The 20,358-nt window shown below is 52.4% G+C and carries 19 protein-coding genes; 3 read left to right on the forward strand and 16 right to left on the reverse strand.

Annotated features, from left to right (window positions below; translation table 11 throughout):
• Positions 1-31 precede the first annotated feature (31 nt).
• The gene (locus tag AC3WJN_RS00475; RefSeq protein WP_007786904.1) at positions 32-1,171 is read left to right on the forward strand and encodes an acyltransferase; all 1,140 of its coding nucleotides are present in this window, start codon (positions 32-34) and stop codon (positions 1,169-1,171) included.
• Between the two features lie 212 nt (positions 1,172-1,383).
• The gene (gene cbpB, locus AC3WJN_RS00480; RefSeq protein ID WP_005835623.1) at positions 1,384-1,860 is read left to right on the forward strand and encodes a cyclic-di-AMP-binding protein CbpB; all 477 of its coding nucleotides are present in this window, start codon (positions 1,384-1,386) and stop codon (positions 1,858-1,860) included.
• A 242-nt stretch (positions 1,861-2,102) separates the two neighbouring features.
• Here cbpB and AC3WJN_RS00485 read toward each other — a convergent pair whose 3' ends face one another.
• From AC3WJN_RS00485 to AC3WJN_RS00495, 3 genes are all read right to left on the reverse strand, one after another.
• The gene (locus AC3WJN_RS00485) at positions 2,103-3,203 is read right to left on the reverse strand and encodes a YheC/YheD family endospore coat-associated protein (RefSeq protein ID WP_005835622.1); all 1,101 of its coding nucleotides are present in this window, start codon (positions 3,201-3,203) and stop codon (positions 2,103-2,105) included.
• Positions 3,204-3,368: 165 nt separating this feature from the next.
• On the reverse strand, positions 3,369-3,929 hold the full coding sequence (mnmM, locus tag AC3WJN_RS00490; protein ID WP_007786901.1) for a tRNA 5-(aminomethyl)-2-thiouridylate-methyltransferase MnmM: 561 nt from the start codon (positions 3,927-3,929) through the stop codon (positions 3,369-3,371).
• 33 nt (positions 3,930-3,962) lie between these two features.
• Entirely contained in the window at positions 3,963-4,712 is a 750-nt protein-coding gene (locus AC3WJN_RS00495) for an MBL fold metallo-hydrolase (RefSeq protein ID WP_005835618.1), read from the reverse strand.
• Between the two features lie 53 nt (positions 4,713-4,765).
• On the opposite strand from AC3WJN_RS00495, the gene AC3WJN_RS00500 reads away from it, so the two are divergent.
• Entirely contained in the window at positions 4,766-5,803 is a 1,038-nt protein-coding gene (locus AC3WJN_RS00500; RefSeq protein ID WP_005835616.1) for a YkvI family membrane protein, read from the forward strand.
• Between the two features lie 46 nt (positions 5,804-5,849).
• Here AC3WJN_RS00500 and AC3WJN_RS00505 read toward each other — a convergent pair whose 3' ends face one another.
• From AC3WJN_RS00505 to AC3WJN_RS00565, 13 genes are all read right to left on the reverse strand, one after another.
• Positions 5,850-6,716, reverse strand: a complete 867-nt coding sequence (locus AC3WJN_RS00505; RefSeq protein WP_005835614.1) for a 2-oxoacid:ferredoxin oxidoreductase subunit beta — start codon at positions 6,714-6,716, stop codon at positions 5,850-5,852.
• Positions 6,688-8,466: a 2-oxoacid:acceptor oxidoreductase subunit alpha gene (locus AC3WJN_RS00510; protein ID WP_005835612.1), complete on the reverse strand. Its 1,779-nt coding sequence runs from the start codon at positions 8,464-8,466 to the stop codon at positions 6,688-6,690. The genes AC3WJN_RS00505 and AC3WJN_RS00510 overlap by 29 nt, the downstream gene beginning before the upstream one ends.
• Before the next feature lie 193 nt (positions 8,467-8,659).
• Positions 8,660-9,328, reverse strand: a complete 669-nt coding sequence (locus tag AC3WJN_RS00515; protein WP_007786896.1) for a dipeptidase — start codon at positions 9,326-9,328, stop codon at positions 8,660-8,662.
• A gap of 107 nt (positions 9,329-9,435) precedes the next feature.
• The gene (gene spoVS / locus AC3WJN_RS00520; protein ID WP_003385776.1) at positions 9,436-9,696 is read right to left on the reverse strand and encodes a stage V sporulation protein SpoVS; all 261 of its coding nucleotides are present in this window, start codon (positions 9,694-9,696) and stop codon (positions 9,436-9,438) included.
• Between the two features lie 118 nt (positions 9,697-9,814).
• Positions 9,815-10,609, reverse strand: a complete 795-nt coding sequence (locus tag AC3WJN_RS00525; RefSeq protein WP_007786894.1) for a TIGR00282 family metallophosphoesterase — start codon at positions 10,607-10,609, stop codon at positions 9,815-9,817.
• A gap of 74 nt (positions 10,610-10,683) precedes the next feature.
• The gene (rny, locus tag AC3WJN_RS00530) at positions 10,684-12,225 is read right to left on the reverse strand and encodes a ribonuclease Y (RefSeq protein WP_005834089.1); all 1,542 of its coding nucleotides are present in this window, start codon (positions 12,223-12,225) and stop codon (positions 10,684-10,686) included.
• A 280-nt stretch (positions 12,226-12,505) separates the two neighbouring features.
• Positions 12,506-13,153, reverse strand: coding sequence for a regulatory protein RecX (locus AC3WJN_RS00535; protein ID WP_007786891.1), 648 nt, complete (start codon positions 13,151-13,153; stop codon positions 12,506-12,508).
• A gap of 75 nt (positions 13,154-13,228) precedes the next feature.
• Positions 13,229-14,287: a recombinase RecA gene (recA, locus tag AC3WJN_RS00540; protein ID WP_025846053.1), complete on the reverse strand. Its 1,059-nt coding sequence runs from the start codon at positions 14,285-14,287 to the stop codon at positions 13,229-13,231.
• Between the two features lie 169 nt (positions 14,288-14,456).
• Positions 14,457-16,046 (reverse strand): DEAD/DEAH box helicase, encoded by a 1,590-nt coding sequence (locus tag AC3WJN_RS00545; RefSeq protein WP_007786887.1) that lies wholly within the window; start codon positions 16,044-16,046, stop codon positions 14,457-14,459.
• A gap of 7 nt (positions 16,047-16,053) precedes the next feature.
• Positions 16,054-17,298, reverse strand: coding sequence for a competence/damage-inducible protein A (locus AC3WJN_RS00550; RefSeq protein WP_026557306.1), 1,245 nt, complete (start codon positions 17,296-17,298; stop codon positions 16,054-16,056).
• Positions 17,299-17,406: 108 nt separating this feature from the next.
• Positions 17,407-17,982: a CDP-diacylglycerol--glycerol-3-phosphate 3-phosphatidyltransferase gene (pgsA, locus tag AC3WJN_RS00555; protein ID WP_005834099.1), complete on the reverse strand. Its 576-nt coding sequence runs from the start codon at positions 17,980-17,982 to the stop codon at positions 17,407-17,409.
• Positions 17,983-19,329 carry a 30S ribosomal protein S12 methylthiotransferase RimO gene (gene rimO / locus AC3WJN_RS00560; RefSeq protein ID WP_005834102.1) on the reverse strand — a complete coding sequence of 449 codons (1,347 nt, stop codon included), beginning with the start codon at positions 19,327-19,329 and terminating at the stop codon, positions 17,983-17,985. It abuts the gene before it with no gap.
• Positions 19,330-19,441: 112 nt separating this feature from the next.
• Positions 19,442-20,347, reverse strand: coding sequence for a helix-turn-helix domain-containing protein (locus tag AC3WJN_RS00565; RefSeq protein ID WP_005834104.1), 906 nt, complete (start codon positions 20,345-20,347; stop codon positions 19,442-19,444).
• Positions 20,348-20,358: the final 11 nt, after the last annotated feature.

The following is a 20,358-nucleotide window of genomic DNA, read 5'->3' on the forward strand; positions in this document are numbered from 1 at the left end:
TGGTGCAGCCGGTGAGACTTTGGGAGGATTTATGAATAGCGATCGAAAGGGGACGTTTCAGGATCTGAATGCCCTTTTTGTTTTTGGAGCACTGACCGTACTTGCGATTCACATTCTCGGTTTTTTCATTGAAAATCAACAGGACTACCCGTGGAACGGCGAAGTGGAGGCCGTCCTGCTCATCTTGCTGCGCTTTGGGCGCTCCCTGTTTATTTTTGCCACGGGGCTGCTGCTGTTTTACTGGTACCAAAAGCGGGAGTTGGACTGGGCTGCCTTCTGGAAAAAGCGCTGGCGCACCATCGTTTTGCCCTACGTCATCTGGACCGCGATCTTTACCGGATTCAAGCTGCAAACCGTCGATCCTGTCGTTTTGGCGGCGCCGTTTTTCGAAAGCCTGTTTACGGGCAGCGCGTTTTACCATCTGTACTACATTCCGCTCTACCTGCAGTTGAATTTGTTGTTTTGCCTGTTCAAACCGTGGTTTGAGCGATTGTTAAGCTTTCGCGTCCTGGTGGTGCTGTTCGTCGGACAGATCAGCCTGTACGTCCTGTACAAGTACTTGTTTATCAACCCGCTCTGGGAAATCGACTGGACGGCGTCTCCTGTTTTTGCCTTCGTCGAACACACCTATGTAGCCGGGCAAAACTACGTGCATATGTACATCTTTACGTTTGCTCTCGGGGCGTATGCCGGCTTGAACCTGGAAAAATGGCGCGCGTGGACCTGGCGTTTGCAAGTACCAGCCTGTATCGTGACGCTGGCGACCGCTGCCTGGATTGCCTACGAGTACTTGAACGGCACCGTCTCGTATTACGACAGCCTGAACATTTTCAAACCGCTCTACTTGCTCTATACGGCGAGCTTCCTGGTGAGCTTCTACTCGCTTTCCCGCTACCTCGGGAAGCTGCCCAAGCTCGGCCAATGGCTATCGCGCATGGCCCGGCAAAACATGGCGATCTACATCGTCCACCCACTGATCCTGTTTTTGCTGGAGAGCTACGTCATTTTCCGGCTGGATTGGTCCACGCCGCTCATCATGCTCGCCATGTTCGTGATTACGCCGCCGCTCTGTATTTTCTTGTACGAACACACGCTGTTCTCGTACTGGACGGGCGGCAAAGGCAAGCCGAAGTCCAAGCCGGTCTACAAAACGGAGGTTTACAAGGCGTAGCGCCTGCTTTCCTCCAAACTCCTAATGTAAAAAAGAAGCCGTTCTTGCATACTAGAACTAGGGACAATTGTTCCACACCTCGATTCTTTGCCCGGCAAACTGCCGGGCTTTTTTCGTTCACATCTACCGCTGGCCTCTTTCTTACGGTATCATAGAAGAGGATCACTGGCGGCGTGTAGCTGCCGTAGACGACAGAAAAGGTGGTCGATCTGATGAATCAGGATATCCCATTGTTACATACTCCGATCAAAGAGCTCATAATCGCGTCCACAAAAGTTGCTCATGTGCAATTAGGAAATTCGCTTGAGCACGCCCTGCTCGTTCTCATCAAATCCGGTTACTCGGCCGTTCCGGTGCTGGACCACCAATACCGTTTGCACGGGTTGATTAGCACGAACATGATTATCAACAAATCGCTAGGACTTGAACGCTTTGAACTGGAAAAAATCTCCGAGTACGTCGTCGACGATGTCATGGACACAAAAGTGCCGCGCCTGCACGATACGGATGAATTTTTGAAGGCGTTGGAAGTGTCCATTAACCACCCGTTTGTCTGTATTGCAGATGCCGACCATTACTTCCAAGGAATTTTGACGCGCAAATCCATTTTGGCCCTGGCTTATCGCCATTTTCGCAACCTGCCCTATCCATTGGCCGAGAACCAGCAGCCCCAACAAGAAAAAGCGTAATACCGCATGCAAAAAAGACGGAGGCCCGCGCCACCGTCCTTTTCTTTTCGACTTTCCGCTCTCAAGCTTACTCGTTGCGATGATCGTGCTTCAGGTCGCTTTTCTGCCATCCCCGCTGTTTTCCTTCGCCAGTGAGCACATAGCCGTGCTGTATCACTTCGATCTTTATTCGTCAATCCACAGCTCCTGCTTCAGAATGCAAAAAGCAGACGTCGCTTTGGCAACCGTCTGCTTTTCAGTCGTTATCCGTGCAGCCGCAAAAATTGGGCCGCGTGTTTTTTGCGCAGCTTTTGCTCCTCCAGCAAGGTCAAGGCGTATTCCAACGGATGGCGATACGTCTGTTTGAACATCGCCTTTTCCCCTGCCTTGAAAAAAGAATACCGCTGGTCCCGCACATTGACCTCGATTAAGTACGGGTTGCCTTTCTCGTCGATGCCCATGTCCATCCCGAGATCCGCCAGCGAGGAAAAATGGCGGCCGTACTGCTTTGCAATGGCGACAGCCGCTTCGCTGATGCGCTGGATCGTCTCCGCTTGCTGCTCAGGCGTGAACAACGTTGCCACCGCTTCTGTGAAAGGCACTGCCCTGCCGCCGCGCGAAAGGTTGCTCAGTTTGTTTTTGCTGTTGGCGACTTTGGCGACCATTCCGCTGACCGTCCAGTCCCGCTCCCGATTTTTTTGCACGGACACGCGAATGTCAAACGTTTTTCCGCCGTAGCGGGCCAGCGGGATGCCTCGCTGGATGAGAAAGCGTTTGTTGCCGACCCATCGCCGGACGGCGGCCAGCAGCGCCGGACGCGACATCACTTTGCGCTTTTTCGAGGCGATAAAGTGGTAGTCGCTCCCGTGGCGTTCGATTCTTGCCACACCGATGCCCACAGAACCGATTGACGGCTTGACATAGACCACCTGGTATTTATCGAGAAACTGGCGAAGCTGTTCACCTGAATAGGGAACGGTGTGGGGCAAGTATTTGCGAATGTGCTCGTTCTTCCACAGCATCTGGTGCACCTTTCGCTTGTCGCGCACAACCAAACCGTTGAAGACTGTCTTCTTTTTGCTGAGCCGGGAAATGACAGCGCGGGCTTTTTGGTCCCCGGTCAGGACGCGGTTGTGGATGACCCGCGGGATCGGGACCAGTCGGGAAACGAGCCTGCTGCCATTCCAAAAATAGCCTTGCACCCGTTCCTCGCCTGCAAGGACATGCCTTGGATGAAAAAAGACAGGCTCCAGCCCCAGCTCTTTGCCGATTTCCACATAATACGGCAGGCGCTCGTACGATTTGTCTCCTTTGATCCCTTTCTGCATAATGGCCCAATCTAACATAATGCCGATTCTGTCCACAAAGATCCCCCTTGCTCCATTCCTCAACATAGGGTATGTGCCAAAAACGGCAAGGGCGTGCCTATTTTGCAGCCGCCAAGCCTATTGTGCCTGCTGACAAAATTTTTGCCCAGGCTTACGCAGCCTGTCGGAATATGCGCTTGCCCGGGAAAAGGGGGACATGCGCTACTGGGCCCGGCGCTCGATCGCCAAAAGAAACGGCGCCTGGTTTTGCTGGTTGATGTACTGGTATTTCAACACGAGAAACTCCAACTGGCTAAGCTCGTGGCAAAAAGCCTCCACGGCCTCCTTTTCTACTTCGCCTGCGGCATGGCCCCAGTAGATCATTACCGTCATGATCCCTCCTGGCCGCAGTACGCGCAGGCCGGACTCGATGGCGCGGATCGTGCTGCCGGCCTGGGTCGTAATCTCTTTGTCGCCTCCGGGCAAATAGCCCAGGTTGAACATGATCGCGGCGGCTTGCACGTTCAGGCTCTCAATTTCCTCGTGGCTCGCCAGCTTCAGCTCTACGCGGTCTGCCAAGCCTTCCCGCTCCAGCCGATCTTTCGTTTTGGCGATCGCCTGCGGCTGAATGTCGAAGGCGATGACCTTTCCCGTCTCCTGAACGAGCTGGGCGAGAAACAGCGTGTCATTGCCGTTGCCCATCGTGGCGTCGATCACCGTCTCGCCTTGTTGTACGCGCTCGCGAATCAGTTTTCGTGCTACTTCCAATACATTTGGAAACATAGCGTTTTCTCTCCTCTCTTTCTATCCATGCTGCTACAGCTCGATTTGCAAACCGATGCGGGCCGCATACACCGGACCTGCCACAAACGCCTCCGCCTGACCTAGTACCTCGCTCTCTTCGTACCCGTGGAACAGATGGGTGACCAGAAGCGACCGGCAATCGTGCGCCTGCGCCAGCTCTGCCGCCTGGCGGACGGACAAATGCCCGTTCGGCTTCGCTGGGCGATTATGGTCCAAATAAGTCCCTTCACATATAAACAAGTCTGCCCGATCAGCAAAGCCTCGCCAGTTTGTCCCTGGCCCACTGTCGGCGCCGTAGACAATCGTTTTCCCATTTGCCACAAGGCGCATGGCGTAGCAAGGGTCCCCGTCACCGTGATCCGTGCGCAGGAAGGAGACGTGCACATCCCCGATGGCGAGCTGGCTTTGCTCCTCGACCGGGAAAAAGCGGGTCGCATTCCGGTAGGTCAACGTTTTCGTCTGCTGCTTTTGCAACGCTGGCGCGTAGATGGGAAGCGGCTGGTCAGCAGGCCGTTGCCCGAACAACTGATGCACCATCAGTCCATACTGGAGCACCCCCACATCTGCCACATGGTCGTGATGATAATGAGACAAAAGCAGGGCATCCAGCTCGTAAATAGGCAAATAGACACCGAGCTGGGAAAGCACGCCGCTGCCGCAATCTACGAGCAGCTTCACTTCGTTCGTCTCGATCAAGTACCCCGGTGTCGCTCCTCCAGGGCCTGGATATGGAGATTGATAGCCGAGCACGGTTACGCGCATATTCGGTTCACTCCCGTTCATAGGATGGAATAAGGTGGGACAGGAGGTCTGAGATGCAAGGAACATGGAGAGCCTCATGGCAAATCGCTTTTACGTATATCGGAACAGTCGTAGGAGCCGGCTTTGCATCAGGCAGAGAAATCGTCGAGTTCTTTGTGCAATACGGGACACATGGCTTGATTGGCATTGTGATTGCGACAAGTTTATTCATGTGGGCTGGTATTCGGGTAATGCTCATCTCCTACCGGATCCAGGCCAATTCCTATCAAGAGGTCAGCACGTATTTGTTCGGGCACCCTTTTGGCACCGTTTTTAATACGCTGCTGCTAACCGTTATGCTAGGAACGACGTCCGTGATGCTAGCGGCTACCGGCGCTATTTTCTGGGAGTCTTTTCATTTGTCCCCGCAAATCGGCATTTGGCTGAGCATGATTCTCATTTTTTTCGTCACGCGCAAAGGGCTGTTTGCCATTCATCAAGTGAACAGCATTTTTGTGCCCCTGCTCATTGCCTTTACCATGCTCGTGTTTCTGTACTCGAAACCATGGCTGGATACAGGCGTCACGATAGAAGCGTTGCGGCCGTGGGCCTGGCTCAGCTCCCCTCTTTACTATGTTGCCTTAAATGTGACGCTGACACAAGCGGTTCTTGTGCCGATCGGCCGGCACAGCACAAGCGAAAAGCCTCTGATCGTCGGGGGAATCATCGGCGGGCTGGGAATTGGGCTGCTCTTGCTGCTGGCTTTTTCTTCGTTGACGGTAAAAATGCCGGGTATTCAGGAGGCGGAAATGCCGATGATCGCCCTGCTGCAAGGGCTGGGAAGGGGAATCCCGTTTTTGTTCTCCTTGCTGGTGTACGCGGAAATTTTCTCGACGCTCGTAGCCAATGTGTTCGGCTTGGCGCAGCAAATTCGCCAGGTGACGCGACTGCGCGGAGCCACGATCATTCTCGGCATCCTCGTCATCTGCTACCTGGTCAGCTTTATCGGCTTCAGCTCGCTGCTGCGCTTTTTGTACCCGCTGTTTGGCCAGCTCGTCGTGTTGTTCCTGGTGATGCTCGTCTACAGACAGTGGCGTGACCGCGCCTGGTAGTACAAAAAAACCTCTCCATCTGCGGAGAGGTTTTTTCATCGAAACCTTATGCAAATTCTGCAACCAGTTTGTCGAAGTCTTCTTGGGACAGACGGATGTCTTGGTTCGCCAAGCCTTCTTCTTTGAAGCCTTTTACGAGCGCCTCGTAAGGTTTTTGCTCGGTATTTTGATAGATCAGACCGGTAATCAACCCTTTGTACTGCATCGAAGTAGACATCGCTTTGATGCGGTCATGAGGATCGTAGCCTTCAATCGTGTCTACTGGCACGATGTTCTCTTTGAACCAGTCGTAAGTGTTTACTTTGTTGTAGGTTACACAAGGGCTGAACACGTTAATCAGGGAGAAGCCTTCGTGTTTGATTCCTTTTTCGATCAGCTCAGTCAAGCCTTTCAGGTCGCTGGAGAACGATTGGGCAACGAAGGTTGCACCAACAGACAGCGCCAGTTCCACTGGAGTGATGGAGGACTCGATGGAGCCTTGCGGCGTAGACTTGGTCACGAAACCAGTCGCGGAACGCGGAGAGGTTTGACCTTTTGTCAGACCGTAAATTTGGTTATCCATCACGATGTAGGTGATGTTCATGTTGCGACGGATTGCGTGAACGGTGTGACCCATACCGATCGCAAATCCATCCCCGTCGCCGCCAGCCGCGATAACAGTCAGCTCGCGGTTTGCCATTTTCACACCTTGTGCGATTGGCAGGGCACGTCCGTGAATACCGTGGAAACCATAGCAGTTGATGTAGCCGGAAATACGCCCGGAACACCCGATACCAGAAATAACCGCCAGATTTTCAGGTTCCAGACCTACGTTCGCTGCGGCGCGTTGAATCGCCGCCTGGATGGAGAAGTCTCCACAGCCTGGGCACCAGTTAGGCTTTACGTTATTTCGAAACTCTTTCATAGTCGCCATGTTTTACCAGCTCCTTCACTTCAGCATAGATTTCCTTCGGCAGGAATGGGTTACCGTCATATTTCAGCACAGATTGGATTTTTTCAGCGCTTCCCACGTGTTGTTTGATGAGGTTTGTAACTTGTGCTTGGATGTTATGCTCAACAACAATCACTTTTTTCGCTTTGTCCACAAGTGCTTTGATTTGTTCGGTCGGGAATGGATGCAGCAAACGGATTTGTGCATGGTTGACCTTGATTCCCTCTTTTTCCAGACGGCCTTTTGCTTCTTGAATCGTACCGATGGTGGAGTTGATCCCCACTACCAGAACATCCGCGTCAGCATGAGGAGCATCGACTGTTACAGGGTTTTTGAACGTTTTCAAAACGCCATCCAGCTTGCGCATACGTTTATCCATTTGTTGGATACGGTTAGCAGCATTCTCGGAAGGACGACCGGTTTGATCGTGCTCTACCCCTGTTACGTGGTGCAAACCGTATTTTTGACCAGGAATGACGCGTGGAGAAACGCCGTCTTCGGTTACTTCATAACGTTTGAACAGGTCGTTTTGCTCTTTTTCTGGCAATTCTTGTCCAGCGAGCAGCTTCCCGCGGCGGATTTCTACTTTGCTGTAGTCAAATGGAGTAACGGTTTGTTTGCCCAAAGACAGAGTCAGGTCCGTCATGAGAATAACTGGCAGTTGGTATTCTTCCGCAATGTTAAACGCTTCAACAGCATCGTAGAAGCACTCTTCTACTGTGCTTGGCGTGATTACGACTTTTGGAATGTCACCGTGTGTACCGTAGATCATCGCATTCACGTCGGATTGCTCGATTTTGGTCGGCATACCTGTGGATGGGCCACCACGCTGGGTGTTTACGATCACAACTGGTGTTTCTGTAATACCAGCCAGACCGATTGCTTCCATCATCAGGGACAGACCAGGACCTGCAGAAGCAGTCAAGGAACGAGCACCTGCGAAGTTAGCGCCGATCGCCATTGTAATAGCGGCGATTTCGTCTTCTGTTTGGATAACGGTTCCGCCGAGTTTTGGCAGTTTTTTAATCAAGTATTCCATAACTTCGGAAGCCGGTGTGATCGGGTATGCCGGCATGAAGCGGCAGCCTGCTGCTACAGCACCCAGAGCGATCGCATCGTTACCGATCAGGAACAGTTGTTTTTGCGGGTCAGCCTTTTCCATTTGGAACTCAGGCAGTTGGCCGCCAGTCAGTTCATTTACAAAATCAAATCCGCGACGAATCGCTTCCATGTTCTTTTCTACTACTTTTTCGCCTTTGCGGAGGAACATATCTTCAACGATTGCTCGGTAACTTTCCACTGGAATGCCGAGGATTGCACTGGACGCACCAATCGACACCATGTTTTTCATCAGGGAAGTTCCCAGTTCATCAGCGATCTCAGTTAGTGGTACAGTGAAGAAGCGAACTGGCTTCAACCCGTCCGGCAACTTTGGATTGAATTTAGCATCAGCAATGATGATGCCACCTTCGCGAAGCTCATGCGCGTTAAAATCGATTGTCTCCTGGTCAAACGCTACGAGAATGTCCAGATCGTCGGAGATCGCACGCATTGGCGTTGTACTCACGCGAATTTTGTTGTTCGTGTGTCCACCCTTGATACGGGAAGAGAAGTGGCGGTAGCTGTACAGATGGTAACCCATCCGGTTCATCGCCATCGAGAAAATCTCACCAGTACTCTCGATGCCCTCCCCTTGCTGTCCTCCAACTTTCCAGGAAAGTTGACTAATCATTCAGATTCCACCCTTTCAGTGACTGTGAGCAAGCTGCCCATCTTACCTGAAAAAAGATTGATAAGATGTGACAATTCTGTGCATAGACAGTAACAATTGTAGTCCTGTCCCTGTCAAATTGCAAGTGCTTTTACTCAACTTACTTTTGACCTGAATTTTAATGTTGAACTTGGTACATTAATATCCTCATGTATTATTGTAGCACGTTTCCGAAAACACGCAACCAATTTCCTTGCACAAATTTCAATACTTCCGCCTCTTTGTAATGTCTGAGCAGCGCTTCTAGTAACTGGGAATACGCCGCTGCTGATGACAGGTCCATCACGTCCCAAAACCCCGGGTCCGCCAAATGGGAAACGTCGATGACCATCCCCAGCCGATTCATCTCTTCTATTACTTGTCGACCAAAAGCAGTAAGTCCGCCCGGATTCGGTTCGCCGCTGTCATCCGCCACGCAGTTGCCATGATTCCAGGTCAACGTCATGCCGCGGACGCCGAGACGATACCACGTGCGAAGCTGTACGAGGCTTTCCTCCAGAGCATGTGCCCCTTCTACAAACAGAATAGCCCCTTTCTCCCCCTTTAATACGCGCTCGTCCAAATCAGCCATTGTGTAAATCGGGCGGAATTGTTCACTCGCCACCTTTTCATAAAAGATATCGATCATTTCTAGTATCGTATGAAAACGGCGGCCATACGGCACGTGAACAGGCACAAAACAGGCAAGCACCTGTATATCCACATTCCCTTTTGCGAGGGCAGGAAAACCCGCTTGCAAAAAATCGTCTTCTTTATAGAAGTCACGCTCCGGTTCTTTCCACAGCTTGCCCAACACATCGCAATGCGCGTCGAATATTTTCATGCATGCTCTCCCCTTTTTCTTCCTACTTGTCTGTAGCCGCTTTTTTGGACACGAAAAAACCTGTTCATTCTTCGAACAAACAGGCAGGCGATACGTTTGCAGTTTTATTATCTGGGTTCTACGATTAGTTTGATTGCAGTACGCTCTTCTCCATCAATCACGATGTCCGTAAAGGCTGGAATACAAATGAGGTCAACTCCACTCGGCGCTACAAACCCTCGTGCGATTGCTACGGCCTTCACAGCTTGATTAAGCGCCCCAGCGCCAATGGCTTGGATTTCGGCTGCACCGCGTTCACGGAGAACGCCGGCAAGGGCACCAGCAACGGAATTGGGGTTAGACTTTGCTGAAACTTTTAATACTTCCATCCTTTTTGAACCTCCCGTCTGATAGGAATCCTGTCATCATTAGAATGATATTCGCATAACCCCTAAAAATTCCTGCTAACTCGCTAGAAAGATTCAAAAAATTCTAATCTTATGTTCATTATTCCATAAAGGGATGGTCTACGTCAATTCTGATTCGCTCCAATTTCTTCGCTTGCCCGGTTGCCTTGTCGAGCGTAATCAGGACGGCGTTCAACTGCGCAGGATCTGGCGCCACTTCGAAGCGGACAGGCAGTTGGGTCAAAAATTTGCGGATGACCGCCTCGCGTTCCATCCCGAGGATGCCATTGCTCGGACCGCACATCCCTACATCGCACAAAAATCCTGTCCCTTGCGGCAAAACGCGTTCATCCGCGGTCTGCACGTGCGTGTGCGTACCGACTACAGCCGTGACGCGTCCGTCGAGATACCAGGCCATCGCCTGTTTCTCCGAAGTAGCTTCGGCGTGGAAGTCGACAAAAATCAGCTTCGTGCGCTTGCGTGCCTGCTCGACCAGTTTGTCTGCCATCTGGAAAGGGCAGTCGAGCGGCGGGAGAAACGTCCTGCCCATCAGGTTGATGACTGCAAGCTCTCCTTCCGACTGCTTGATGTACGTAATGCCTTTTCCGGGCGCGCCCGCAGGAAAGTTCGCCGGGCGGATTATCCGCGGCTCCTCGTCAATAAAATCGAAAATCTCGCGCTGGTCCCACGTATGGTTTCCGAGCGTAATCGCCTGAACACCGATCTCGAACAGCTCTTTGGCGATCTTCTCGGTAATGCCTCGGCCATGCGCCGCATTTTCGCCGTTAGCGACAATGAACGTAGGCTTGTATTTTCTTTTCAAAAGCGGCAGGTACGTCTTGACGATGTCTCTGCCGGGCGATCCCATAATGTCTCCGATAAACAAAAGCTTCATCTACCATTCACCTCATTGCTAGTATACACAACTATTGCGTGATTAGAAAAAAAGTAAAGTGGCCGTCAGCCACTTTACTTTGCATACTCGACCGCCCTTGTTTCACGAATGACTGTCACTTTGATGTGACCAGGGTAGTCCAGTTCATTTTCAATTCGTTTCGTAATCTCCCGTGCCAGACGGGTAGCTTCCGCATCATCAATCTTGTCAGGTTGAACCATCACGCGAATTTCGCGTCCTGCTTGAATCGCATAAGACTTTTCGACGCCATCGAACGACTCAGAGATTTCTTCGAGTTTCTCCAAACGTCTGATATAAGTTTCCAATGTCTCACGGCGTGCGCCTGGGCGTGCAGCAGACAGAGCATCTGCAGCTCCCACGAGCATAGCAATGACGGAAGTTGGTTCGGTATCACCGTGATGAGAAGCAATACTGTTGACAACCACTTGATGCTCGTTGTATTTCTTGGCCAGTTCCACACCGATCTCGACGTGGGAACCTTCCACTTCGTGGTCGATCGCTTTTCCGATGTCATGCAGCAAACCTGCACGTTTGGCCAGCTTCACGTCTTCTTTCAGCTCGGCAGCCATCAAGCCAGCGAGATGAGCCACTTCCATGGAGTGTTTGAGCACGTTCTGACCATAGCTGGTACGGTAACGCAGGCGTCCCAAAATCTTAATCAGGTCTGGATGCAGGCCGTGTACTCCGGTTTCAAATGTTGCTTGTTCTCCGTATTCGCGAATGCGCTCGTCTACTTCACGGCGTGCTTTTTCCACCATTTCCTCAATACGGGCAGGGTGGATACGGCCATCCGCTACGAGCTTATCAAGCGCTGTTTTGGCGATTTCCCGGCGGACCGGATCAAAGCCAGACAGGATGACGGCTTCTGGCGTGTCGTCGATAATCAGATCGATACCGGTTAACGTCTCAAGCGCGCGAATGTTTCGGCCTTCCCGTCCGATAATCCGGCCCTTCATCTCATCGTTTGGCAACGTCACGACAGAAACGGTGGTTTCTGCGACGTGATCGGCTGCACAGCGTTGAATGGAGGTGGTAATAATTTCACGAGCGCGTTTGTCCGCCTCTTCTTTGGCTTGTGTCTCTATTTCTTTAATCATCACAGCCATTTCGTGGCGAACGGTATTTTCCACATCGGTCAGAATGATATTTTTCGCTTCATCCTGCGTCAGTCCGGAAATGCGTTCCAGCTCGGAAACTTGTTCTTTATATAAGTGCTCTACCTTGCTTTGCAGTTCTGCGATGGTACGGTCGCGCTCAGACAACTCTTCTTCCTTGCGCTCCAACTGTTCCATCTTGCGGTCCAGCGTCTCCTCTTTTTGAAGAATACGCCGTTCCTGACGCTGGATCTCGTTGCGTCTCTCACGCAACTCGGTTTCTGCTTCGGAACGAAGCTTGAACACTTCATCCTTGGCTTCCAGCACCTTTTCCTTTTTTACGGCTTCGGCATCCCGTTTCGCTTCCTCGACGATCTGGCGCGCAGCTTCCTCCGCACTGGAGATTTTTGCTTCCGCAATCGATTTACGAATGAAGTAGCCAGCACCCAAGCCGATGAGCAGGGCGACGAGCACGATGACAACTGTTAGTATAGGATCCATAGGCTTTTTCGTTTCACCTCCTTATTGTAAGACATCTCCCCGCTTTCCAAGCATTCGTTTTTCATGGAGTGCCGCTTTCGTTTTGCTCTCGCATTTGAACATTCGCTAAAAAACAGGACCGATTTTACTCGGTCCGCTGAATCCGTACTGCTGTCGCACGGTTGTTCAGTTGTTTCACAGGCAACGAGTGAGCAAAGCGCAAAAAGTTATGATACACCAAGTAAATACAAACCTATTTTATTATTTGTGAACAAGAATTGTCAAGAACATGCAAATAGAGTCAATCCTCTCCAACCCTTCTCTGGCGCAATTCTCCCCGAATCTGTTGGATGATGGAATGCGAGAATCCTTTGCGCATCAGCATGGCTAACAGCTTTCTCTCCTCGTCAGGATTCGGCGCTCCTTCGATGCGCCGCGCTTTCTTCTCTACCAAAGCGCGCGCCGCTTCCAGTTCAGCCTCTCTGGAAACGCCCTGCACGGCATCTTCTGCAATCGACTTGTCCACTCCGCGCTGTGCCAGCTCCATCCGCAGCATATAGGAGCTTCGCGGCTTCAGGCGCAGCCTCTCCTCCACCCATTGCTTGGCAAACGCTTCGTCGTCTATGTACCCTTGCTCCTCGCAGCGCTGGCAAATCTCGTCGGCGACGCGGATCTCGAAGCCCTTTTCCAGCAAGTACGCATGCAGTTGACTGCGCGTGCGCGGACGCATCCCCAAATACTTCAACGCACCCAAATACGCCTTGTGCTTTTCTTCTGCGACCAGCACCTCGCTGTAAAATGCCTCGTCTACCTCCGTGCCTTTAAACAGGTTGTACTTTACCAGTATGTCTTCATGTACCGTAAACGCATACTCCCCGTCCAAATCTATATGGTAGCACTGCCTCTGCTTGTTATCGCGGTGAACGGCAGTAATTTGGCCGCTCTTCATGCGCTCTCGCTCCTCTCCAGTCGTTTTTCACACAAAACAGCCTGTCTCATCGACAGGCTGTTGACTTTTCGCTCATTAATCGAGGTCAAATGCTGGCTCTTCCTCTTGCTCCGGATCGATCACCGGCTCTGCCTCTGGAACGGAACCAGGGTTGAGGCTGAAGTACTCGCGAACTTTTGCCTCGATCTGCGCTGCAATATGCGGGTTTTCCTTGAGGAAGACTTTCGAGTTTTCCCGTCCTTGGCCGAGGCGCTCCTCGTTGAAGGAGTACCACGCACCGCTTTTTTGCACGACGTCGATTTCGGAACCGATATCGAGGATGCTGCCCTCTTTGGAGATCCCTTCCCCGTACATGATGTCCACTTCAGCGACCTTGAACGGTGGCGCTACTTTGTTTTTCACGACTTTGATCTTGGTCTTGCTACCCATGATGTCGTTGCCGACTTTGATCGCTTCGGCTTTGCGGACATCGAGGCGCACGCTCGCGTAGAACTTCAGGGCGCGTCCACCAGGAGTTGTTTCCGGGTTCCCGAACATCACGCCTACTTTTTCACGCAACTGGTTGATGAAGATCGCAATCGTCTTGGACTTGTTGATCGCACCGGACAGCTTGCGCAGGGCTTGCGACATGAGGCGGGCTTGCAGACCTACGTGGGAGTCTCCCATTTCGCCTTCAATCTCTGCCTTCGGAACGAGCGCCGCTACCGAGTCCACGACAATGATATCGACTGCACCGGAGCGTACGAGCGCCTCGGCAATTTCCAATGCTTGCTCCCCGGTATCCGGCTGGGAGAGCAGCAGCTCGTCAATGTTCACGCCCAGCTTCGCTGCATAGACAGGGTCCAGCGCGTGCTCGGCATCGATGAAAGCTGCTTGTCCGCCTTGTCTTTGCACTTCTGCGATGGCATGCAGTGCTACGGTTGTTTTACCGGAAGACTCTGGACCGTAAATCTCGACGATCCGGCCGCGCGGGAATCCACCCACACCCAATGCGATATCCAAAGCTAACGCTCCACTGGAAACGGTAGAAATCTGAACGTTGGACACTTCTCCCAACTTCATGATGGAACCTTTTCCAAATTGCTTTTCTATTTGACGCAATGCACTCTCCAAAGCTGCGCGACGATCTGACAAATGGTACACACCCTTTCACTATTCGCATCTCTTTTGCTTGTCTTCATCATACATCGAGACAGAACCGTTTGCCAAGTGTTTTTTACGAACAAATATTCGCATCGCAAAAAACAGCCATTTCCTGGAAGTTTCCAGCGAAATGGCTGTCTGTTTTTCACCTGTAGCGAAGTTAGGAGCGCTTCGCACCGCGCGGCTTCGCCGGCTCCAGGTTGATGCGCTTGCCGTTGATCCGGGTTTGGCGGAGCGATTCGTAGACGAACGCCGCCACTTCTTCCGGCACTTCCACAAACGTGAAGTTTTCGAAAATGTCGATGCGGCCCACCGCTTTGCCCGGGATGCCGACCGACTCGGAAATTTCGCGAACCAAATCTTGCGGCTTCATGTTCGCGTTGCGGCCTACGTTCAGGAAGAAACGCACCATGCCTTTTGCCGCACCCGTCTCTCCGAAGTTGTACGCTTCGGTCTCCTGAATTTGCCCTGCTTCGGTATGGAAAGCCAGGTGCAGTGCCGCAGCCGCAACCTTCTCAGCCGGGTATTGGCCCACGAGCGTTTCCGCTACTTTTTGGTACATATCCGCAATCGCATCGCTTTCCAGCAGGCTGGTCAACTGCTCGCGGAGCTGCTCCTGCTTGCGTTCAGCCACTTCCTCCAGCGACGGAACGTTGCGGGACAGCACTTGTGCTTTTGTCTGCTTCTGGATGAACATCATCTGTCTAACTTCACGCGGAGTCACCAAAGTCATGGCGATTCCTTTGCGTCCGGCGCGGCCTGTACGCCCGATCCGGTGCACGTAGCTCTCGGAGTCTTGCGGAATGTCGTAGTTGATGACGTGGGATACGTTTCCTACGTCGATCCCGCGCGCCGCTACGTCGGTGGCGATCAAAAACTCGATGGAGCCTTCGCGGAAGGCATTCATCACCTTGTCGCGCTGCGCCTGGGAAAGATCGCCGTGCAAGCCGTCCGCCAAATACCCGCGAGATTGCAGCACTTCGGACAGCTCATCCACCCCGCGCTTGGTGCGGCAGAAGATGATGCCAAGCTCCACGTCCTCGCTGTCGAGAATGCGACACAGGCTCTCTACTTTGTTCCGGTCAAACACTTTGTAATACACTTGTTCGATCAATGGCGCTGTCACTTCTTCGCGGCTGACCGCGATCGTTTGCGGCTGCTTCATGTAGCGGGTCGCCAGGCGCTTGATTTCAGGCGGCATCGTTGCGGAGAAAAGCAGAGTCTGACGCTCTTCCGGCATATGTGTGATGATCGTTTCGATATCTTCGATGAAGCCCATGTCCAGCATTTCGTCCGCTTCATCCAGAACGAGCGTATGTACATGATCGAGCTTCAATGTTTTGCGGCGCAGGTGGTCCATGACGCGGCCGGGCGTCCCGACTACGATCTGCACGCCTTGGCGCAGGGCGCGAATCTGGTGGCCGATCGACTGTCCGCCGTAGATCGGCAGCGTGCGTACTTTGTTGTATTTGGAGATGCGCAGCAGCTCTCCGGCAACCTGGATGGCAAGCTCGCGCGTCGGAGTCAGCACGATAGCCTGTACGCGGTTGGCTGGCGTAATTTTCTCCACGAGCGGAATCCCGAAAGCTGCGGTCTTACCCGTTCCCGTCTGTGCTTGGCCGATCAGGTCTCCCCCAGCCAGCACTTTCGGAATGCAAGCGGCCTGGATCGGCGATGGCTCTTCGAAGCCCATATCGTGGATCGCCTGCAAAATGGATTTATGTAAAGGAAAATCAGAAAACATCGTCATGAAAACGTCACCTTTCTTTTTGCATTTGCAGCGCATAAAATAGCGCAAATTTGGCGGCACGCCCAACAATCGCCTGTCTTCTGCCAGCCAGGCGCAGTTCTTTTACTACTGTGGGCATCCCTTCACCCGCAATTCCGACGTAGACAAGGCCAACAGGCTTGCCCTCCGAAGGGTCGGGTCCAGCCACACCCGTCACGGACACGCCGTATGTGGCTCCCAGCTTGGCTCGCACATTTTCTGCAAGCAACTGCGCCGTTTGCCGACTGACCGCACCGTCCGTATTCAAAACCTCTTCGGGCACGTCAAGCAGCCGGTTTTTCACATCGTTTGTATAACAGACTACGCCGCCTTGAAAAACAGACGAGCTGCCGGGAACGGACGTAATCAGCGAAGCGACCGTGCCGCCTGTACAGCTTTCCGCACATGCGATCGTTTCGTTTCGCTTTTTCAGCTCGCTCACCAAGACGGCATGCAGGGACGAATCTTCTCCCATCCCGTACACATACTCGCCAACACGCTTGCGAATTTCTTCTTCCACCGGCAAAATCAGCGCTTCCCCTTCTTCTGCCGTAGCCGCTCTCGCCGTGAGCCTGAGCGTCACTTCAAACTCCTTGGCATACGGCGCGATCGTCGGGTTGTCCTGCTTTTCAATCAAATCCAGCAGCCGCTCCTCCAGAGCGGATTCCCCGATTCCGTAGAAGCGCAGCACATGGGAATGGAATACTTGCTTCTCTGGCAACAGGTCTGTCAAGTACGGCATCACGTAGCGATCCACCATCGGGTACAGCTCGCTTGGCGGTCCAGGGAGCAGCACGAACGTACAACTGTCATGACGGATCGCCATCCCAGGCGCCATCCCGAAGTCGTTGGAAAAGACAAGGCTGCCTGAGAGCACCAGCGCCTGCTTCCGATTGTTCTCCGTCATGACAATCCCACGTTGCAAAAAGAATTGTTCAATTCTTTCCATGGCTTCCTGGTTCGTTTCCAGCCCGACGCCCACGTGTGCTGCCACCGTTTCTTTTGTCAGGTCATCCTGGGTCGGTCCAAGCCCCCCTGTCAAAATGACGAGATCGGATCGGCCGGATGCGAGCGCAATGACCTGCCGCAATCGCTCTGAGTTATCTCCCACAACCGTATGGAAATAGACTCCCACGCCAATTTCCGCCAGCTTCTGCGACAGAAACTGGGCATTTGTGTTGGCAATTTGGCCTAGCAAAAGCTCGGTACCTACTGCGATAATCTCCGCTCTCATTTTCCTCATCCATTCTCTTTGAGAGTAGAAAAGCCTCTAACCAAACAGTTTATCACCGATAGCGGCTATAGAGAAGAGTCTTGTGAAAAAAGAGACCAATACCCGTAGCTACGAGTATTGGATGACGTTGCGATTTTTCGCAAAGTAGTCGTACCCGGAATAAAGCGTGATAACGACCATAGCCCACGTGGCGACTTCGTCAAACGGAATCCCGAAAAATTCAAAGGGGAAGTTGCGGATCATGACAGCGGTAATCGCCACAATCTGAACCCATGTCTTCAGTTTACCCAATGCGCTGGCAGCAATTACCTGACCTTCTGCCGCAGCGACCAGGCGCAGACCTGTTACAGCAAATTCCCTGCTGATGATGACAATCGCGATCCACGCTTCCAGACGCTGCATCTCCACGAGGGAAATCAGCGCTGCGGAGATCAGCAATTTGTCTGCAAGCGGGTCCAAAAATTTTCCCAGATTCGTCACGATCTTGCGTTTGCGAGCGATGTAACCGTCGAGTCCGTCCGTACTGGCTGCTAGGATAAACACCAAAGCCGCAATCAGCTCGTTATACGTCATCGTCAGGCTGCCAATGGAAAATGTCCCGATGTTGTAACGCACCAGCAGAAAAAACATGACTACCGGCACCAGGAAAATCCTGGCGAGGGTGATGCGGTTGGCGAGATTCACCTAGACTACCTCCCCGGCCAAATCGTATTCATAGGAGTGTGTGATCTTCACTTTTACGATAGAGCCTAATTTGCCTTTGAACCCTGTGACGAATACTTCCCCGTCAATTTCCGGGGCGTCGTATTGCGTCCGGCCTACATAAATATCGTTGCGTCCCTCGTAGCGTTCGATGAGAACGTCCAGCTCCTGGCCGACGAAGCGACCGTTGCGATCGCCTGCAACCTCACGCTGAATTTCCATCAGCATGTTCGCGCGCTTTTCCTTGACTTCTTCGTCGACATGGTCGGGCAAGCGGGAAGCAGGAGTGTCATCCTCATTCGAATACGTAAACACGCCCAGTCGATCGAAGCGGATGTCCTTCACAAACTCGCAAAGGCGCTCGAAGTCCTCTTCTGTCTCTCCAGGGAAGCCTACGATCAATGAGGTGCGCAGCGCTACATCCGGCACCTGCGCGCGGATTTTCGCCACAAGCTCGCGAATATCCGTTTGTCGCCCCGGACGACGCATTCTTTTCAGGATATGGTCTTCCGAGTGTTGCAGCGGCATGTCCACGTATTTGCACACTTTTGGATTGGTCGCAAACGTGTGGATCAGCTCGTCTGTAAAAAAGCCCGGATAGGCGTAGTGCAGACGAATCCACTCGATTCCATCCACTTCCGCCAAACGGTTCAACAGCTCTGGCAACATCAGCTTTCCATCGTAAATGTCTGTACCGTAGTTCGTGGAATCTTGAGCGATCAGGCTCACTTCTACAATCCCCTGCGCAGCCAGGTGGCGCGCCTCTTCGACGATGGATTCAATCGTCCGGCTGCGGAAGCCACCCCGCATCAGGGGAATACTACAGAAGGTACAGGCGTTGTCGCAGCCCTCGGCAATTTTAATGTATGCAGAGTACGTGCCTTCCTTCACCTTCCGCTTTACTACATCTTCGTACGTAAAGATCGGGTTGCCCACAAAAATCGGACGCTTGCCCGCCAGCGATTCTTCAATGATCCCTGTAATCGACATAAAATCGCCTGTACCGACAATGCCGTCCACCTCGGGAATCTCGTTCAAGATATCCTCTTTGTAGCGTTGTGTGAGACAGCCTGCCACCACAAGCGATTTCAGCTTGCCGGTTTCCTTCAATTCACCCATTTCCAGAATCTTGTTCACAGATTCTTCCTTGGCTGCATCGATGAAACCACAGGTATTGACGATGACCACGGTTGCTTCTTCCGGATTGTCAACCAGTTCATAGCCTTTTTCATCTATCAGATGGGCCATCATGTCCGAATCGACAAGATTCTTTTCACAGCCCAGCGTAACAATCGCTACTTTTTCTCGCGTACCTACCTTCTCTGCCATCTTTTTTCCTCCAATTGGTCACACCAGCCCATATTACACCTATCCAGTATAATATAAGCCTAAAGGAAGTGTCAAAAGAGACGAAAGTACGAAAGGCAAGCATTACGCTTGCCTACTGTGCTGCTGCTTCTTTCATTTTGATGGTGATGTTCGACGGCATGAACTTCATTTTGGACGTATCGACTACCGCTCCGTTCACCGTCAATTCGACAACGGTCGGCTTTCCGAGACGCACATACGCCGATTTCCCCAGTTCAATCGTGATTTCTTCCTTGGCTCCCTTTTTCAGTTCGCCTTCCTCGACGTACTTTTTGCCTTTTCCTTCCGATACCCCGAACCAGCTTCTGTCTTCCTTCACTTTCAGGTGGACGGTGATTTTTTCTCCACCCTGCAGGGAGTAGTTGTACATGGAACCTTGCTGCGAATCGAACGTGATCGTCGCCTGAGAAGTGACCTCTCCCGGCTCGGGTGTCGTCGTTCCCGGCTCAGGGGGAGGCGTGACAGTAGATGGCGGTTGCGGCTGCTGCGCGATCGGCGAGGTGGGAACCCCTCCACCTTTGTCCGGAGTGACGATTTCCGCTCCAGGAGTGACTGTTCCGCTCGGTACAGGCTGCGTGCTGATATTGCCGTTGTTATTTACTGCTGCGATGTAAATAACGCCGATAATCAAGGCAATGAACAACACCAGCAAAGTTTTGGTGACCCAACGCCCCGCCTGCAGCGGATTATTCGCGGAAGCAACTCTCCGGCGACGCAATCTCTCCACTTGCTCCGTTGGCGGCTGGGCTGGCAAATCGGCCTGAAAATGCGTCAGGATGTGATTCGGGTCCAAACCGACGGCTTCCGCATAGCTCTTTATGAACGCACGCGCATAAAAGTGGCCAGGAAGTACATGAAAATGACCTCTTTCAATGGCTTCCAAATATCGCCGCTGTATCTTGGTGATTCGTTGGATGTCGTCGAGCGTGATTCCTTTTTCCTCGCGGGCCCTTTGCAAGACTTGACCTAGCTCAGACACAGTTGCCCCTC

It is taken from the genome of Brevibacillus sp. FW306-2-1A-C05A (assembly GCF_058781555.1).

Excerpts from the sequence above, each read along its gene's own strand:
- rny (WP_005834089.1), bottom strand. The coding sequence starts at position 12,225 with ATGGATCCTATACTAACAGTTGTCATCGTGCTCGTCGCCCTGCTCATC.
- spoVS (WP_003385776.1), bottom strand. The coding sequence starts at position 9,696 with ATGGAAGTATTAAAAGTTTCAGCAAAGTCTAACCCCAATTCCGTTGCT.
- AC3WJN_RS00535 (WP_007786891.1), bottom strand. The coding sequence starts at position 13,153 with ATGAAGAGCGGCCAAATTACTGCCGTTCACCGCGATAACAAGCAGAGG.
- AC3WJN_RS00545 (WP_007786887.1), bottom strand. The coding sequence starts at position 16,046 with ATGACGATGTTTTCTGATTTTCCTTTACATAAATCCATTTTGCAGGCG.
- AC3WJN_RS00525 (WP_007786894.1), bottom strand. The coding sequence starts at position 10,609 with ATGAAGCTTTTGTTTATCGGAGACATTATGGGATCGCCCGGCAGAGAC.
- AC3WJN_RS00475 (WP_007786904.1), top strand. The coding sequence starts at position 32 with ATGAATAGCGATCGAAAGGGGACGTTTCAGGATCTGAATGCCCTTTTT.
- AC3WJN_RS00495 (WP_005835618.1), bottom strand. The coding sequence starts at position 4,712 with ATGCGCGTAACCGTGCTCGGCTATCAATCTCCATATCCAGGCCCTGGA.
- AC3WJN_RS00500 (WP_005835616.1), top strand. The coding sequence starts at position 4,766 with ATGCAAGGAACATGGAGAGCCTCATGGCAAATCGCTTTTACGTATATC.
- cbpB (WP_005835623.1), top strand. The coding sequence starts at position 1,384 with ATGAATCAGGATATCCCATTGTTACATACTCCGATCAAAGAGCTCATA.
- AC3WJN_RS00510 (WP_005835612.1), bottom strand. The coding sequence starts at position 8,466 with ATGATTAGTCAACTTTCCTGGAAAGTTGGAGGACAGCAAGGGGAGGGC.
- AC3WJN_RS00505 (WP_005835614.1), bottom strand. The coding sequence starts at position 6,716 with ATGGCGACTATGAAAGAGTTTCGAAATAACGTAAAGCCTAACTGGTGC.
- AC3WJN_RS00515 (WP_007786896.1), bottom strand. The coding sequence starts at position 9,328 with ATGAAAATATTCGACGCGCATTGCGATGTGTTGGGCAAGCTGTGGAAA.
- AC3WJN_RS00550 (WP_026557306.1), bottom strand. The coding sequence starts at position 17,298 with ATGAGAGCGGAGATTATCGCAGTAGGTACCGAGCTTTTGCTAGGCCAA.
- rimO (WP_005834102.1), bottom strand. The coding sequence starts at position 19,329 with ATGGCAGAGAAGGTAGGTACGCGAGAAAAAGTAGCGATTGTTACGCTG.
- mnmM (WP_007786901.1), bottom strand. The coding sequence starts at position 3,929 with ATGTTTCCAAATGTATTGGAAGTAGCACGAAAACTGATTCGCGAGCGC.